At 57.7% G+C, this 16,159-nt stretch carries 13 protein-coding genes and 1 pseudogene; 6 read left to right on the top strand and 8 right to left on the bottom strand.

The genetic code is table 11. The annotated features are described in order from the left end of the window. Nucleotides 1-259: 259 nt before the first annotated feature. Entirely contained in the window at nt 260-1,210 is a 951-nt protein-coding gene (locus KO492_RS01330) for a LysR family transcriptional regulator (RefSeq protein ID WP_066598754.1), read from the bottom strand. A 183-nt stretch (nt 1,211-1,393) separates the two neighbouring features. Here KO492_RS01330 and KO492_RS01325 point away from each other — a divergent pair, with 183 nt between their 5' ends. Further along, nucleotides 1,394-2,173 carry a 3-keto-5-aminohexanoate cleavage protein gene (locus KO492_RS01325; protein WP_216043324.1) on the top strand — a complete coding sequence of 260 codons (780 nt, stop codon included), beginning with the start codon at nt 1,394-1,396 and terminating at the stop codon, nt 2,171-2,173. Nucleotides 2,174-2,271: 98 nt separating this feature from the next. On the opposite strand, the gene KO492_RS01320 is transcribed toward KO492_RS01325, so the two are convergent. The 3 genes from KO492_RS01320 to KO492_RS01310 form a co-directional block, all read right to left on the bottom strand. After that, nucleotides 2,272-3,222 (bottom strand): p-hydroxyphenylacetate 3-hydroxylase reductase component, encoded by a 951-nt coding sequence (locus KO492_RS01320; protein WP_216043323.1) that lies wholly within the window; start codon nt 3,220-3,222, stop codon nt 2,272-2,274. A 61-nt stretch (nt 3,223-3,283) separates the two neighbouring features. Beyond that, nucleotides 3,284-4,393 carry an LLM class flavin-dependent oxidoreductase gene (locus tag KO492_RS01315; protein ID WP_216043322.1) on the bottom strand — a complete coding sequence of 370 codons (1,110 nt, stop codon included), beginning with the start codon at nt 4,391-4,393 and terminating at the stop codon, nt 3,284-3,286. Between the two features lie 240 nt (nt 4,394-4,633). Then, nucleotides 4,634-5,338 carry a hypothetical protein gene (locus KO492_RS01310; RefSeq protein ID WP_216043321.1) on the bottom strand — a complete coding sequence of 235 codons (705 nt, stop codon included), beginning with the start codon at nt 5,336-5,338 and terminating at the stop codon, nt 4,634-4,636. Between the two features lie 533 nt (nt 5,339-5,871). Between KO492_RS01310 and KO492_RS01305 the strand changes: the two genes are divergently transcribed. Together KO492_RS01305 and KO492_RS01300 are read left to right on the top strand one after the other, a co-directional pair. Next, nucleotides 5,872-7,176 (top strand): AAA family ATPase, encoded by a 1,305-nt coding sequence (locus tag KO492_RS01305; RefSeq protein WP_216043320.1) that lies wholly within the window; start codon nt 5,872-5,874, stop codon nt 7,174-7,176. After that, nucleotides 7,173-8,240: a ParB/RepB/Spo0J family partition protein gene (locus KO492_RS01300; protein ID WP_216043319.1), complete on the top strand. Its 1,068-nt coding sequence runs from the start codon at nt 7,173-7,175 to the stop codon at nt 8,238-8,240. Before KO492_RS01305 ends, KO492_RS01300 begins: the two co-directional genes overlap by 4 nt. Before the next feature lie 420 nt (nt 8,241-8,660). On the opposite strand, the gene KO492_RS18840 is transcribed toward KO492_RS01300, so the two are convergent. From KO492_RS18840 to KO492_RS01280, 4 genes and pseudogenes are all read right to left on the bottom strand, one after another. Next, on the bottom strand, nt 8,661-8,876 hold the full coding sequence (locus KO492_RS18840; protein ID WP_216043318.1) for a hypothetical protein: 216 nt from the start codon (nt 8,874-8,876) through the stop codon (nt 8,661-8,663). Beyond that, nucleotides 8,810-9,373, bottom strand: a pseudogene (locus KO492_RS01290) (NnrS family protein); the annotation flags it as partial. The gene KO492_RS18840 and the pseudogene KO492_RS01290, both read right to left, overlap by 67 nt. Before the next feature lie 15 nt (nt 9,374-9,388). Continuing rightward, on the bottom strand, nt 9,389-10,015 hold the full coding sequence (locus KO492_RS01285) for an ABC transporter permease (protein WP_216043316.1): 627 nt from the start codon (nt 10,013-10,015) through the stop codon (nt 9,389-9,391). 40 nt (nt 10,016-10,055) lie between these two features. Then, the gene (locus KO492_RS01280; protein ID WP_216043315.1) at nt 10,056-10,487 is read right to left on the bottom strand and encodes a hypothetical protein; all 432 of its coding nucleotides are present in this window, start codon (nt 10,485-10,487) and stop codon (nt 10,056-10,058) included. A 314-nt stretch (nt 10,488-10,801) separates the two neighbouring features. On the opposite strand from KO492_RS01280, the gene KO492_RS01275 reads away from it, so the two are divergent. The 3 genes from KO492_RS01275 to KO492_RS01265 all read left to right on the top strand — a co-directional run bounded on the left by KO492_RS01275 (nt 10,802) and on the right by KO492_RS01265 (nt 15,935). Beyond that, nucleotides 10,802-11,125 (top strand): hypothetical protein, encoded by a 324-nt coding sequence (locus KO492_RS01275; protein WP_216043314.1) that lies wholly within the window; start codon nt 10,802-10,804, stop codon nt 11,123-11,125. A gap of 338 nt (nt 11,126-11,463) precedes the next feature. Next, nucleotides 11,464-13,197, top strand: a complete 1,734-nt coding sequence (locus KO492_RS01270; protein ID WP_216043313.1) for a hypothetical protein — start codon at nt 11,464-11,466, stop codon at nt 13,195-13,197. Between the two features lie 167 nt (nt 13,198-13,364). After that, a complete protein-coding gene (locus tag KO492_RS01265; RefSeq protein ID WP_216043312.1) occupies nt 13,365-15,935 on the top strand; it encodes a tyrosine-type recombinase/integrase in 2,571 nt (856 codons plus the stop codon). The last annotated feature ends 224 nt before the right edge of the window (nt 15,936-16,159 follow it).

Genomic DNA, 16,159 nt, shown 5'->3' with positions numbered 1-16,159 from the left:
GCCGCGCAAGGCACGGGCTTTGGTCACATGCCACGGCTCTGCCCTCTTTTCCTGCTCAAAAAGACTCTAATCCAGCCCAATTCGGGTCTGAATATCTTGCGAGCGGTAGATCGGGGCCAAAGCGCTGCGGCGGTGATCCTGTTTACAATTCAACGACCAGTGTCGCCTGTCCTCAAATCTACGAGGGCAGGTGCTATGAGGAGAAACAATATGTGGTCAAGCCTCGCATCAGGAAAGCTGATGGCGCGGGCATTGGGCGCTATCCCCTCACCCACCGTTCATCATCCGGCAAATGCGACGCGGGATTGATTTCCAAGGCGGAATTCAATTCCTCCTGCAACACATCGGCAAAGAGCTGTGCCACCGGACTGAGCGCACGTTTTCGGGTCTCGATCCGCATGTAATCCACCGTCAGCGGCGGATCGACCAGAGGCGCAACCGTGCGGCGGGCGCCATCCCGATCCGGCAGACACAAAATCCCCGGCAGGATCGTGACCCAGTCCGATTTGGCCACAAGGTTCAACGTGCCATGCATCGTGTCGAGTTCGAGGATTCGGGCCACTTTCACATCATTGAGCGCAAGATAACTGTCGATCAGGTTGCGCCGCGCGTTGCCGCGTCCGGGAAGCACCAGTCGCAAAGGTTCCATCTCGCGTAGCAGGACGCCCTCCCCGCGAATGGGGATCTCGCGGCCCGCCGCACAGACCAGACATTCGCGGTCTTCGCCCAGAGGTTTCGAGGATAGCGCCTCATTGATCGCAAAGGACGCAGGTACAACAGCAAAATCCAGCCGCCCCTCAATCACCTCTTTGGCGAGGCTGGCCGAGTAGCCTTCGGACACAGAGAGCCGCACCTCCGGATATTCATCGGAAAACCGCAGCAAGGCCTCTGACAAAACCGCGCGCGTGAAGGTCGGCATCAGCCCGACATGCACATGGCCCACCACGGATTTCGCTAGGGTTTTGAGCCGCTCTTGTGCGTGATCCGAAGCGGCGAGAACCTTGACCGCTTCCTGATAAAAGGCCCGACCGGCTTCTGTGGGGGTGACGCCGGATGAACTGCGGTGAAACAGTTGCACATCATAGCGCTTTTCCATCTGGCTGACATGCATCGACAGACCCGATTGCGTGGCGTTCACCCGCTCCGCCGCCGCCGAGAACGAGCCCTGCTCATAGACTGCCGCGAAATATTTCAGTTGTTGAAGCTTCATTGTGCCATCCGTTTTCCTAATAGCAATTAGGCATTTTTATTCTTATTTGTGAAGGCTAAAGCTCTGCTAATTTTCGCGTTGAAAGGCCGTGTGGCGAAGGGATAGGATTGCGTGCTTGCCGTTTGCGGCACCCGATCCGACAGTTCGCGCAACGGTCCGCATTGCATTTGCAGGAGAACGCCAATGACTCCCCTCCCCCGTTTGATGGTTGCCCCCAATGGCGCACGGCGCGTGAAAGCCGACCATCCGATGATCCCTGTCACCGACGCAGAGTTGATCGCCACCGCGAAGGCCTGTTTCGACGCCGGTGCTGACGGGATACATTTTCACATTCGTGATGCGGCACAGCGCCATATCCTCGACGCCGGACGGTATCAGGCGGTGCTTGATGTTTTGGCTGAGACTGTGCCGGATATGTATCTTCAAGTCACCTCGGAGACTGCGGGGTTTTATGAGGCGCAGGAACAACAGGAGATGGTGCGGGTTTTGAAACCGGCGCATGTGTCTGTCGGGATGCGTGAAATGGTGCGCAAGCCCGAGGATTGGGATGCGGCGCGTGATTTCTATCATTGGGCGGCGGATCATGGTGTGGAGATCCAGCACATTCTCTATTCCCCCGATGAGGTCCGCAGCTTTGTGGCGGCCTGTGAAGACGGGCGTATTCCCGGCGCGCATCAGCTTGTGCTGTTCGTGCAGGGCAGCTACGCGAAAGGGTCCGAGGGCGCGATCCCGCTTGAGGATTATCTCGCTCCGCTGACGCAGGCGGAGGGGCTGAGTTACGACTGGATGATCTGTGCCTTCGGGGCTGACGAGACCGCCAGCCTTACCCGCGCAGCAGAGCTTGGCGGCAAGGCCCGTGTTGGTTTCGAAAATTCGCTATGGAACGCCGACGGCAGCCTTGCCACCGATAACGCCGCCCGCGTGCGCGAAGTCAGCCACGCGATTGCCGCGCTGAAGGGCTGATGACCGAATTACCCCCGCAGACCCTGTGGTTTGCGGGGGTATTCTATTGTTTTCAGTATGTTGTTATCAGTTTTTCCGCAATAACCTTAAGGTTTGGGTCATTGAGACAGGGCTTTCAGCATGGCGGAGAATTGCTTCACCTCCGCATCATCGAAGCCCTTAAAAGTTTCTTTTGCGTGGGCGTCCGCCAGTGACCAGCATTGTTCGGCCTTGTTGCGCCCTTGCTCGGTAAGGGAAAACTGACCTTCATTTTCCGACAGCAATCCGCGATCCTTGAGATTGGTGAGCGCGGCGCGTGCCTCGATGATCGGGCAATGCAATTCCAGCACGAGCGCCTCGGCATCCAGCGCCGCAATGTCATTGAGCAGCAACAGTGTCCGCGCCTCGATCACGCTCAGGCCCAGCCCTTCCAGCTTGGGCTGATAGCGGTCTTGATAGTTGCGCACGGCCTTGAGCATCTGGAAAAAGATGTGGTTGCCCGAGCGGCTGTCTTCCGGCACGGGCTGGCTGTCTTGCGTTGTGTTCGCAAAGCTTTCGGGGTGGCTGAAAACCATTGAGTATGACCCTTGGTGAAAGCACAGTGGCGGGCGACCATAGTCATCAAAGGCCACGACCTTGCCCACGAAAATCCAGTGATCTCCCCCGTCGAGTTTGTCATAACTCTCGCATTGGAAGCGTCCGGCCGTGTTCGGGAACAAAGGCGCGCCGCCAAGACCCGGCTCCCATGCGGTGCCGTCAAACTTGTCCTTTTGCTGGCGGGCAAAATGGTTGGACATCTCCATCTGGTCCGAGGCCAGAATGTTCACCGCAAAATGGCTCGACGCTTCGAACAGTTTGCAACTCGGCGTGTCTTTCATGCTGCTCCACAAAATCAGCGGCGGGTCCATCGACAGGGAATTGAAGCTGCTGGCCGTGACGCCGACATGGGTGCCGTCCGGCGCGCGGGCTGTGATGATTGTCACCCCTGTTGCGAAATTCCCGAGGGCGCGGCGGAACGCTTTGGGGTCAATCTCGGTGTGGGATGTGGAAAGCTGTGTCGCGGTGGTCATGGGATGTCCTTTCATCGACGTGCTGTGCGCCACCCTCAAGAGGTCGCGCACAATCGGGTCGTCAGCTTGCGGAATAAGGCGTCTCGGATTTGGTGGCCTCGTCGAGAATAGGCATGACCTTTTCTCCCATCAGGATCATCGAGTTGCGGCCCAAATCGTAATCGGTCCAGTCGTGTCCTGCATAAACGAGGTGATCGAACCGCCCTGTCTGTTCACGGAGCGCCAAAATCTGATCCGCCACAGATTGCGGGTCGCCGTGGATCACGAGACGGTCCAGCACATAGTCCAGCGTCACGTCATCGTCGGGCATGCTCTGGTCATCCTTGAACAGGTTCAGGCGCCCGCCCTCCCGCAGTTTGGTTAGTAGCTGGGAGTAGTAAAGCACATAGGGACTACCCGGATCGCGGGCATAAGAGCGGGCGGTGTCCATGTCTTCTGAAACGCAGATGTTCTTGGCCACGCGCCAGTCGGCGTAGTCCGGTGTGTAGCCGCCCTGTTTGCAGCCTTCGACATAGTTCGGCCAATGGGTCGCGGCCCATTTCGGCATCAGGAAGTTGGCGGAGATCGGCTGCCACCCGCGCGCGGCCATTGCGGTGACACCTTTTGAAAATGGCGCAACGGCAGTGCCGACAATGGGAGGGTGCGGAGCCTGAAACGGCTTGATGATTTCACCTTGCCCGATTTCCGGCATCATGGTGCGTTCGGTAGAGATGCCCCAGAATTCGCCTTTGAGATTATAGGGTGCTTCGCCAGCCCAGATTTCAAGCACCATGTTGATACACTCAAGGAACATGGCGTTGCGGTCTTTATCCATGGATCCGAAAATCTCGGCGTCCGACATGAGGCCACCCGGAGATATACCGAAATTCAAGCGGCCCTCCAGCATGTGATCAAGCATGGCAACTTCGGCGGCAACGCGGGCGGGATGCGAGTTGGGCAGGTTCACCGTCCCTGTGCCTAGCCGGATGTTCTTTGTCTCATAGGCGAGGCTGGCCAGAAAGGCGACGCAGGAGGTGATGATCTCGGCTTTATCTGTGGTGTGCTCGCCGCAATATGCCTCTGCAAATCCCAGCTTGTCCGCGAGTAGAAATGCTTCTCGGTCCTCTGCGAAACTCTGCGCATAGGGTTTCCCGAGCGGGTGGATCGGCATGGTGAAAAATGACAGCTTCATTGGCGGCTCCTTGATTTTTAATCAGTGTGGAGCAATGGCAAATCTTCAAAAACCGATAGTTTCTTATGCTGTCTATCTTGTTTTTTGATGGCCTTGTTTTACGTTTTTTGCGGACCGGCGCGCGATGGTCCTGTGATGGTTCACAGCTGTGAACTCTAGGCCGGAAAGGTAAACGCATTCCGACTGCGGCGTGCGTTGCGTTTGGGGTTCCAGCGCGAGGTGATGTCGTCGCCACTGTTGTTAGGTTGGCCCCGTAACGATCACGGCGTCAATGTCGGGATCAACCTGCCGCACGGCAGACAGGCAGAGCGCATTCAGGTGGGTGGCAACGTAATGCGCGTGAAACCGGCTCGGGGCGGTGAGATACAGTCGCCGTCCGCGCCTTTCCTGCCGTGTCAGTGTTGCGATCCACGTCGCAAAACGGGCGGGATCTTCGGCGTGGATCAGGCTGCGCGCAAGACCCCATTCACTCGAACCATCCACCTCCGGTGCGAGGCTGGACCTTTGTGCGTTATGTAGCGGCACAACCTTGGCGCTGGTGTTTTCGGGTTGGGCCCCCTGCCCTATCAGCCGTTGCTCAAAGTCTGGTCCGACTGCGGCCCAAACCGGCTGTGTGTCTTTGAGGATCTGTTCCAGCGCCAGCGCATATTGCGTTACCCTGCCCCGCGCGCCCTGTCGCTTGACGATGAGCCATGACATCGCTCGAAGCTTTGCCATCTCGCGTTTGACGGTGCGCTCGTCGACATTCCACATGCGCGCGATTTCCCGTTGCCCGACGGCAAGCTCGTTGCGCGCCCAGTTATACCGCGCCGTAATCAGCGTCATCAAGCGCAGGCATAGAACCTGTTTCCCTTTCGGCTGGCTCAATGCAAATGTCCCCACTGCGGTGAGCACATCATATTTGATAACGGAAGCCTGCTGGCCTACCGGTTTTCTGGACAGCATAGATCGCTTTCCTTGCAGAGAGTTCTGCTCTGTCGCCTTTACGGCGTTTGCCTCAATTCGCTCGGTGAGGTTTGTTCCAGGCGGCTGCTTTCTCCGAACAGCGCTTTCTCGGCGTTTTTCCTCATCTTTCCCTGATTAGCGATGAGTTCTTCGATTCTGTCAAGCGCGAGAACGATCCGTATATCTTTCAAATTACATCAAAAAATGAAAAGAAAGGTATTTCTGGTATAGGGGGACATCCTGCGTGTCCCCTAATCGGAGGGGTTTTGTCCCCCAATATGTCGTAGGCCTACCAAAACTGTCCCCTAATATAGGGTGATTTGGTCGATATCATTGCCGCTTTCGGACCTGCGGAGGTGAATCGGCGAGCCTCTCAACACCCTTTGTTTTCAAGGCGTTTCCCGATCTGGCAGAGTATAGAACGCTTTTTGCGGAAAATCACGCATTTACGTTTTTTCGTTTTGTATTTTTCCGGATTCCGCGTAAATAAGAAGAATAAGAAAATTTACGTCCCCGCGGGGACAGGAGGCACAATGTTCACTCACGAGGACTTGTCGCGATTGCAGGCCCAGTCGCTCAAGATGCAGAGCTACATCCGCAAACAGACCTATTCCCCCGAGCGGGAAAAGTCTCTGCGGCGGTTTTCAAGCTGGGAGGTCGCCGAGCTGATCTTCAAAGTCAACCAGTCGACCCTGCGGGGGCGGCTGGCGTCGGATCCAAGCCTGCCGCAAGGCCATGTCGAGGCGGACGGGCGTCAACGCTGGTATTCTCTGGAAGAGATCAACGAGATCCGGCGGCGCCTCAAGGTGAGCCGCAAGTCTCTTATGCCCAAACGGCCTCAGGGCAAACGGGCGATCCGCGCCGCTGTGGCGAACTTCAAAGGCGGCGCAGGCAAGTCCACCGTGGCGCTGCATTTTGCCCATGCGGCGGCTCTTGACGGGTATCGCGTGCTCTGTGTCGATTTCGATCCGCAGGCGACGCTGTCCCATTCTATGGGGCTCACGGATGTGGCGGAGGAATACACGGTCTGGGGCATCATGGCCCGCGATCTGATCCATGAGACGGAGCGGATGAATGCGGTTTCGCGTGGCGCGGAAAGTGGCACGGCCCTGCCCCAGCGCCGCATCCCGTCCCAGATCACCGACATGGGTTTGGACAATCTGCGGGTGACGGATTTCATCAAGCCGACGAACTGGCCGACGATTGATATTGTGCCGTCCTGCGCCAATGCGGCGTTTGTGGAATTTGCCTCGGCCCAGTATCGGCACCTCAATCCCGAATGGTCTTTCTTTGCGGCGGTGAGCCGTTATCTCGATACGCTGCCTGCGGATGCCTATGACATGATCATCTTCGACTGTCCGCCTGCCATCGGCTATCAGTCGATGAATGCGGTGTTTGCGGCGGATGTGCTCTATATCCCCTCGGGTCCGGGCTATTGGGAATACGATTCCACCACGTCTTTCATCGGTCAGCTTGCTGAGGCGCTTGAAGATCTTTCTGCTTTCAACGGGGTTGTCCCCGCGGGGACAAGCGGTTTGCCGAAGATGTTTCAGGACATCCGCTTCCTCATCACGCGCTATGAGGCGGGCAATGATTTGCACCGTGCGATGCGTGAAGCCTTTTATAAGGTTTTCGGGGACAGGATGACCGAGAACCCGATTGAGATGACGCGCGCTGTGGAGCAATCCGGACGTTTCCTGTCGTCAATCTACGAGACGGATTACCGCGACATGACCCGCGAGACGTGGCGACGGGCGCGGTCGTCTTTTGATCGTGCTTATGAAGAGTTTCGGGAGCATATGCTCACGGCGTGGGAGAAGCTGGAGGATGAGGCATGAAAAAGCGTCGGGTCTTTGATATCGACTTTCCGGATGAGGTTGAGGCCGTCCCTGAGCCATCTGTCCCCGCGGGGACAGAGGAGGCGCGTCGGGGGCCGATGGCTAGCGCAGTTCAGGAAAACGCCACGGCGCTGCGGGAGCGGCAAGCGGCCGAAGCGCAGATCAGGGCGGAGAATGACCGGCTCGCCCATGAGTTTGTGCGGATGAAGAAAGAGGGATTGATCGTTGATCTGATCCCGATTGATGCTGTGCAGACGGAGAAACTCTCCCGCGATCGCAGTGCACAGCGCGACCCTGATCTGGATGAACTCAAGGCGTCGATCCGTGACATTGGTCTGTCGAACTCGATTCAGGTCGAGGTGATCGGTGACACTTACGAGTTGGTGCAGGGCTTTCGTCGTCTGGCCGCGTTCCGTGAGCTTTACGCTGAAACGGGCGACGAGAAATATGCGCGGATTCCGGCGGGGTTGATGGCGGCGGGTGAGACGCTTGAGGGGCTGTATCGCCGGATGGTCGATGAAAACCTTGTCCGCCGTGACATTTCTTTTGCGGAAATGGCCGAACTTGCGCGGGCCTATGCGGCCGATCCGAAGACGGAATGTGCCACGGTGGAGGAGGCGGTGGCGATGCTTTATGCCTCGGCCGGTCGCCAGAAGCGCAGCTATATCCGGCGTTTTGCCACGGTTCTGGAAGGTATCGGTTCAGCGCTGAAGTTTCCGGAAGCCATCCCGCGCGCGCTGGGGCTTGAGCTTGAAAAGCAGATCTCGAAAGAGGAGGGGGCTGCATCGCGGATCAAGGCAAGGCTGGCCGCCGCCATGCCGACGAGCGCCGAGGCCGAGCTTGATGTGCTGCGCGCGGTGCTGGCGGCTAAGCCGGCGCCGACATCCAAAAGCGCAACCCCCGCGAAGGTGAAAACGACTTTCCGCATGGCTGTCCCCGCGGGGACAGTGCGCTGCGCGGTGCAGAATGGTCGGCTGGAAATCCGCTCGGAGCAGGACTTCAGTGCGATTGACCAGCGCAAACTGGAAGCCGCTCTGGAGAGTTTTTTCAAAGAGCTGGAATGAGAGAGGCGGGGCGGCGGGCCGAGGCTTCGCCGCCTTTTTGTGAAAGGGTAGGGGGGGGGCTATGACCTCGTTTCCCCCTGCCTCATTGACCGCTGCCGTCTGGCCCTCTAACATCTGTCTCACACCTGTTTGCGATCTGTCTGGCTACGAGGATGGAGAGGGCAGGGCGGAAAATCAAAACCCATCAGCAATAGAACAAAATAACATTTTTCATTCCGTTGTGAGCGATAGTTCGTTGAATTTGCGTGAACTATAAAATGTAACCGTGTGATTGGGGGCGGCGTTGGTTTACGCCATCTTCTATCAGATGCCTGCGCATCTTGTCCGGTTCAAGCTTTTGATATCCCATGCCCGTCTCAGCAGGCTTCATGCTGATCAAGCGTGTCGGGGTCGGTCAAAATTGGGGTAGTACCGCCAGAGTCAAAGACCGAACCCCGCAGCCCAGAATATAGACGCGCTTACGTGGCTCGCTATGGCTGAGATCTCTGCCAACTCGGGTAATATGCGCAAGAAGACGGAAATCAGACGAAAAAAGATTGCCACATAGACCTCGTACCCAACCGGAAGTGTCAATCCGGCATGCAACAGCCCCGCGATGGAGAGCACTGCCAAAACAGCCGTCCCGATCCCGCCCATGAGTGCCAGATGCCATCCGTCTGCGGGCAATACAGGGACCCGTTTGCCCCTGCGCCGAGCCAGATCAGTCCGGCTCCAGACAGGAGGCAGGGTAGGGTGAGTATGATGATTTCCGCACGAAGGGCTTCGCGTCCGAGGAACCCTTCGCCAGCAGGGTCGAAGAATCCGGCCCCCGCCGCGATCATCAGCCAAGCCACAACCGTGTCGCTGAGACCAAAGAGTTTCCCCAAAAGCACAAGCGCGACAAGTTCGGAGGCGAGGTTCTTGCGCCACGGATTTGGACGGTAGGGCGATGTCTTCTTGCTGGGGTCGAGCACAAGGTTGGTCACGGGCACAGTGATCCGTGCGTGGGCCAGCCCCAAAATACCTAAAAAGACGATGCCACCGTATTTCATCGCCTCGCCTGCCAGATAGCTGTCGCCGATGATCATGAAATAGCGTGTCATGGTCTCGGCCATGAAAAAAACCGCAAGCCAGGGCAGAAAGACCAAAAGCCGGTCTGTGCGTTTGCGCTAAGTGATTGCGCTCCCGTAGAGGACTAGTCCTGCCATCCAGGCAAGTGCCTGTGTTTCATCCATATATTGACGTGCTTTGGCCAATTCGTTGCCAATCCCGCTCACAAAGGAGAGGACTTCGATCATTACGGCGGCCTTGCTCAATGAGGGCAACCCCAAGAGCAAGGCTGGAAATAGGTGGGCAAGAATTTGACGAAATCTGACGCTCCAGAACCGGCGCAGACGCGAGGCGCCAAACACCAGCGGTACGGCGCCCACAAGGATGGCGATGATCACCATGCCATCTGTTGCGCCGAACCAGATCAGTGCCAGCACCAGCCACGCAATCGGCGGCACGCCAAGGATGACGGTCAGAAGGGCGCGCGCAAACCGCATGGTCGCCGGAGAATAGCCCGCTATCAAACCGGTAAATCCGCCGATACAGGCCGAGAGCGTAAACCCGATGAGGGCGCGTCGCATGGTTGCGATAAAAATGGCCCAATTTTTGGGGCTGCTGAGGATGTTGATTGCCCCCGAAATGGTCACCAGAGGCGCGGGAAGAATGAAATCGCCATAGGCCTCATGCCAGCTTGCCAAAGAGCGGCAAAAAGCGTGAGTGCTGCCAGACCAGACCACCCGCCCCATATAAACCGCCCCGTGGCGCCGAGCCTGTCAAGAACATCGGTCATAAGCGGTAGAAGCCCTCATCGGGCAGCTTGCCGCCAATGGCGCGAGGCTCGACATCGGCAACGGCTATATACATCGCTTGAAACTGCGGGCGCAGGCTGGCAGCGCGATCTGCAGACAGGGCGGAATGCGGGATGGATTTCGCCAGCACCGGCGCGGGCATGCCAAGCGGGTCAGGGGCGGCTTGGGCAGCCTCCATCGGTTGGGCCATGACCTTGGGCCGTGTCGTTTCAATGGCGGTTTGAATGGCCACAACCAAATCTGGATTGGCCTCGTCGAAATCACGCATCACGGCCAGACCGGCCTGCGGCACAACGGGGCCAAGACCTGTGATCTTGCCCCATTCGTCCTGAATGTTGATGGCGCGGTAGACCTTTTGACCGGCTTGCAGCGCGCGCATCTCCGCCATGGTGGTAGCGGGCTCGGGCAAGACTGCCGTCTCTGCGCGCCCGGACAGCAAAAGCTGCACCGCCTCGATAGGGGGGGGCGGAATTGACGATGTATTAGAAAATCATCCAATAGTTTGCTAATTTCTCCATTAACCTATTGATATTACTTGGTGCGAGAAAATTTGGTGACAAGATGGTTCCAAAAGTTGATAGTTTAATAGCCAAAATTTTAGACAGTTAAACCACCCCAATGTCCTCGAACACGCGTATGATTTCCGCGGATTTATTGGCTCCGCATCCTGATATTCATGATCCTTTGCGCCTTTGGTTGCGTGTCCCGCGGCGCAGGCCTGTCGTGCCGGTTCATGCAATCAAATCGGGACGCCAGTATCTTTGGTTTGCGGGATTTTCAGGGCTTGGGGCGCTCCGGAGCGGTCATGCCGAGGTTCGTGTTTTTCGACAGCTCCCCAATGACTATCTCGACAGAGCTTGGTCCGAAGCGGCCTGTGCTGACGGGGTTCAGGACTTCCGGGCCTGGTATAGAGCACTCTCCGACTTGCTGCCTGAAGAGCAGGCGATCCGGCTGATTGGTCCTCGGGGCATCACCAAATACGGCGCGGCCCGTTTTGCAGGGATCTCGCGTCAAACGCTTTATAACGGCTTGCGGGAAGCTCGATGATGGACCTTCTGGCAGGCCTTTCCCGTGAACAGCGTAGGCAGGTCGTGGGTGAGGCTGTGCGGTTGTTAAATCTGGTGTCGACGACGAAAGGCGTCAGAGAGGCGGAGGCCGCCCGTAGAGAGTTGCTGCCGGAGAGGGGGCCTGAGGTTAAGAAGCAACGCCTGTACATATGCAAAAATCCTCTTGCTGCGATGCTGATGACGCGCCCCGACACGTCACGACCTCGGGTTACCGATCTGGATATTCTGCGGGGGTGGGCTCTGGTTGGGGCGCTGCGATTTTGTAAGACGTATAAACAGACGGATACGTACAGTCGTGTCGATCAAGGCCTCAGGGCTGTGCGTCACCTTGTGGGTAAGAGTTATTCATTCGACCTTATGCTGGAGTTGCCGCCTTTCGGACCGGATCTTGAGAGCTTGATTGCTGCGTTGAGGGGGCTGGAGAAAACGCTACATGTGCGCGGCGCTGATGAATATGCGAGAGTGGTCGAGCTTTCCCGTCTGATTACAAATGCGGTCTATCCGCAAGGTCCGGTTTATCGGAAAGATGCACAACGCGGGCCTTATGATGACCGGACGCCCGATCTTGTGATCGAAGATGATGGAGCGCGTGAAGTTGTTTTCGAACATGTCGGGGAAGATGCGGAGGCCCCATCGGAGGAATTGATCGAAGATCGTGAGCTTCTGTATTACCGGTTTCCCGATCTGGTGGCACCCGAGCGCAGAGATGTTTACCTCGCAGAACAACAATTGAACCTGTTTGAAGAGGAACAGGCCGAACTCGGATGGACCGGCGATTTTGCCTCGCTCTCGAACCTGGAAACCTGTGCGATCTGGCGTGCGGCATGGGCGGAGAAGGACACGGATATCGGCGCTGTATGGGCTCTGGCCTATCTTCTGTTCGGACGGGAGGTCAGCGGTTTGGGGCGGAGGCCTCGCATTGGGGAAAGCTGGTGGAACAATGGCGGGATCGCTTTTGTACCTGATGTCGCGCATCAGACGGAAAAGACGGCTCCGGACACTGTCTTTACGCTACAGCCACCCAAGGACCTTGCGGCTTTGTTCGAACAGCTTCCTGATCGGCACAGTGCTCATGAGGATGTGCGGGCCTGGCTTAAGAAACAGAATCTCGAGCGCCCTGTCGGGCCGAGCCATCTGATCCGGGCGTTGCGCGATGCTATGCCGAATAAGGACCGTGCGATTGTAGGGCTGCTCACCGGCCGCAAGGTCGGGGATGTGGTGCAGATGCATTACACGAAGGTCAAAACAAAGAGGCTTGCCTCGGCGTGGCGAGAGGCGCTGAAGGACAGGTTTGAGACTGATATTGCGGTGGAGGTAACGAGTCCGGCTTCTGTGGTCGGTACGCTCAAATCCCCGTCCCGACAGCAGGTACGGCGCTATTTTCGGGGATTGGTGGATGACGCGAGGACGGCAGGTCCCGATCAGGACGATGTGCAGACCTTTGCCGGGTTGACGAACCTCTTTGGTGCTGTGTTGAACTTCCTGACGGCGCGCCGGCCAAACGGGGCGGCATTCGAGCCGTTTGCGCGTATCGTCGGGGACCATCGCCCGAGAATTCTCCTGACCGGGAAAGGCGGGCGGTTGGTCAATGATGACAGGTGGGTGCCGCTGTGCCCCACGGCACATGCCGTTATTCTGCATTGGCGCGAGATTTGTGCAGATATGTCCCATCGCCTCTTTATGTTGCCGCATGTGCGCGACAGTTTGTCGGCCATCGCAGAAGGGCAGGGTGTCCCGTTTTTGAAATGGAGCACACTCATGGAGGAGCCGACCCCGCTATCCGCTCCGGAGTTGTGGCGGCGGGCGGGAACTCCGGCGAAGCGGGGCCCCGCAAAGGCAACCAATTGGGCCAGACATTACGTCCGTTCTGCACTGGTGGAGCTTGATGTTCCCGGACCGCTCATCGACGGCTTTATGGGTCATGGCGGGCATATGTTCGACCCGTTAACCCCGACCAGTGCTTCAAGCATCGCCGATCAGGACAGGTTGCGACACGCGCTTGAGCAGATCTGGTGTGACCTGGAGGTTGAATTGCCGGGGCTGGGCCGATGAAACATGTGAGAGATCATGTGAAAGCCCGGCTTGAACGGGTTGGTGTTGAGGCGCTTCGCACGCCTTCTGTGGCTGAGCGCTTTGTGCGCGAGGCACTGGCGCTGGCCGCAGAGGCGGGTGACACGGTGAGGGAGACCGAGAAGGCACGGGACAGGGTTATCAGCCTGTTGCGCGCCATTGAGCGGGCCTATGATTTGCGTCTCGGCTTGGCTGTCAAATACACTCCACCACCCCCAAAGTCGCCTCTGCGCCGCTCAAACTGGGCTGTTGCTGCGCATCGGGCCTGCGCCATCTACAGGCAATTGGAAGACCGGTTGCGCAGTCGAAGGCATAAAGGGGAGGCGCTTGCGGCTCTGATTGTTCTGAGCGCTATCATGCGCGGGGGCTTGTTGCGATCTGAGGCCTGGATGTCTTTGTGGGCGGGGCTGTCATACGGCAAGCCGGAAATCAAACGTCACAAGCTGCTAGGAAAACATGTCTGGATTGACCTGAAGATCAATCAGCATACCGAGGTGCGGTTTTATCCCGATGTTGTGACTCTCGGCCTTTTGGCGCGTTGGTCTCCGGTATCCTTGCCGCGGCTCCCAAGTCCGGACCGTCTCTTGCGCAGGATACAGGAGGTACTCGTGCTTCCCGAGTTTCCCAAGGCCGATGCGTTTGCCGAGGCAGCTTTTGCGCCCCTCGAAGACCAGTATGCCGCGGGTATACCCTCTGTGCTGTTTGAAGCGGCCCGCGGGTCATTCAGGGCGGGATCCGTGCCTTCGGAACACTGGGAGGGAAGCCTGTGCGGGGAGGTGTTGGATGTCCCTGCGGCCCTTCGGCGTCGAAAGCCGGTAAAGAGCGCGGAGGCAGCGCTTTCTTTGGAAGAGAGCAACAGGGAGCTCCGCCAGATCCTCACAACGAGGCGGAAAGGGGCCCATAAGATAACGCGTGCGCCGGTGCGCGCGGGGTTGGAGGAACTGATCGCCCAAGCCCCGCCTCCTATTGTTCGTGCACGTGCGCTCTGGTGTTCGTCCTTACTGAAGAAGGGTTGCAAAGTCTCAACACTGCAGCGCTACGAGTCCGCAGTCGGCAAGACCCTCTCGCTGGCATTTGGAGAGGCCGATCCGGCACGCATGAGCGTTGAGGAGATCGAAGCCCGTCTTTATGCCGTCTTGGAAATCCCGGGCGCGTTGCAGGACAAGATGACGGGGACGTGTCTCTGCCAGTTCTTTCGTTTTACCTTTTATGACCCGAGGCTCTATTGGCCGGAGCCCGATCTGCGGTTCCCTCAGATGTCTCGTAAGGGGCCGCCGCGCCGTGCTGTTATTACCGGACCGCAAATCAGGCAGGCTTTGAAGGGGTTGAAAGATGAGGGGCCACACAGGGTTGCGTTTCTATTGGCCGCGCGGGGCGGGCTGCGGCTCTCGGATATGGAAGCGCTGCGGATATGTGATGTTGATTATAGCAGAAAAGGGGTGGTTCGGCTGCATCCGACCACAGAGGGAGATATCAAAACCGGAGCGGGGCGTCGGCAGGTGCCGGTGGCGCAGTTCCTCAGACCTCAAGAGTTGTCGTCATGGGAAAGGTTTGTCGCGCATCGTCGGCAGACCAGTTCAAACCACAGGGTGGCGTTTCTCTCGGAAGACAGATCGCTTCTGGAGGCGCCCCGGTTTGACCGGATAGGCTTTGCCCGGCTTTTGGGGGAACAGCTCGGATTACGTCCGCATGATCTGCGTCACGGGGCACTCTCGAATATCGCCCTCGCGCTGTTGGCGCCTGAAGCCGACAAGGTCGTGTGTAACCTCACAGGTTGGAATGCCGACTGTATCAGGTGGATGCGTGAGGAATATTCCGGACGGGATCCACTGAATGGTACCCATCAAATCGCGCGGCTTGCGGGGCACCGGCAGGCGGAGACGACATTTGACACCTATATTCACCTGACGGATCTCGCGCTTGGTTTACATATTGCCGCTGTCAGGGACGAGAGGCCCGCCGCTGAGGCGGCCAGCATGACGGGTTTGAACCGGCGCAGTGTGGGAAGAAAGAGATCGGTTGTTCTGGAGGATTTGCGCCTGAAGGTTTTGAAGAAGCTGCCCGTCACAGAGATCAAGCCGGGTAGTCAGGCTGTTCCTGTAACTCCTGAGCCTCAAGACAAAACCCCAAAAGTCACAAACATAGCTCCGAATTTTGTGGTTATTCTGTCTCTGGCCGTGAAAAGCGGCCTGAACTCACTGGAGATCGCGGAGAAATATGCGGTGCCTCTGCGGGCTGTGAACTGGCTGATGGAGTGTGAGGCGCGTGCCCCTCTCGGGGCCATCCCACGCCGCAAGACGGACAGGCACTGGGTGGTCCGCCAGGCTGACAAAGCTATGGGACTTGAAGACCCGAGGGGCTTTGTCTCGGAGATACGCGCCATGCCGCACAGGAAACTGACCTATTCGGCGCCTTGGCCTGCCAAGCGCTGGTTGTCCGGAATGGGGCGCGGTGTCAGGACAGAGGCGACACTCTACCTCGCTTCAAAGGATAATCCAGAGCTTTGGAAGGGGATCAAGGCCGAGCGTGTATCCGGTCCTCGTACACGTTTGGAGTTGGTCCCCATGACACCGGCAGGGACCAATGCCATGCCGTTTTTGCGTCTTGTGGCGGATATTGTCGAGCGTACGCTGAAACTGCGCGAGATTGTGGTAGAGGTGGAGAGAGACGTGAGGAGACTTAACCTGAATAATTCAGGAGCCCTGCGCGCTATTCTATAAGCGTGTGTTTTGACCGTGGATGCATAATGAGAGCGCCCGAAATCGATGTCCGTGGATTTTTTTGAAATTTCTTCAAAGAATCGCTTGCAGGATTTGATGAGTAGTCTTAGAACCCCCTTCACCGGCGGCGCAGACAGCGCGGACGGGACGCCAGAGGGCGCGGACGGAACGGGGTAGCTGAGGTTACCGAGGGAAGTTCGAGTAATCTGACGGAGAAAATTTTG

The organism is Celeribacter halophilus, from assembly GCF_018860305.1.
GTDB classification, from domain to species: domain Bacteria; phylum Pseudomonadota; class Alphaproteobacteria; order Rhodobacterales; family Rhodobacteraceae; genus Celeribacter; species Celeribacter halophilus_A.
This window is presented reverse-complemented; position numbering and strand designations above follow the sequence as displayed.

Coding starts and splice junctions, on each gene's coding strand:
- KO492_RS01315 (WP_216043322.1), bottom strand. CDS start 4,393: ATGAAGCTGTCATTTTTCACCATGCCGATCCACCCGCTCGGGAAACCC.
- KO492_RS18840 (WP_216043318.1), bottom strand. CDS start 8,876: ATGGGCGGGATCGGGACGGCTGTTTTGGCAGTGCTCTCCATCGCGGGG.
- KO492_RS01320 (WP_216043323.1), bottom strand. CDS start 3,222: ATGACCACCGCGACACAGCTTTCCACATCCCACACCGAGATTGACCCC.
- KO492_RS01285 (WP_216043316.1), bottom strand. CDS start 10,015: ATGGGGCGGGTGGTCTGGTCTGGCAGCACTCACGCTTTTTGCCGCTCT.
- KO492_RS01310 (WP_216043321.1), bottom strand. CDS start 5,338: ATGCTGTCCAGAAAACCGGTAGGCCAGCAGGCTTCCGTTATCAAATAT.
- KO492_RS01300 (WP_216043319.1), top strand. CDS start 7,173: ATGAAAAAGCGTCGGGTCTTTGATATCGACTTTCCGGATGAGGTTGAG.
- KO492_RS01325 (WP_216043324.1), top strand. CDS start 1,394: ATGACTCCCCTCCCCCGTTTGATGGTTGCCCCCAATGGCGCACGGCGC.
- KO492_RS01305 (WP_216043320.1), top strand. CDS start 5,872: ATGTTCACTCACGAGGACTTGTCGCGATTGCAGGCCCAGTCGCTCAAG.
- KO492_RS01330 (WP_066598754.1), bottom strand. CDS start 1,210: ATGAAGCTTCAACAACTGAAATATTTCGCGGCAGTCTATGAGCAGGGC.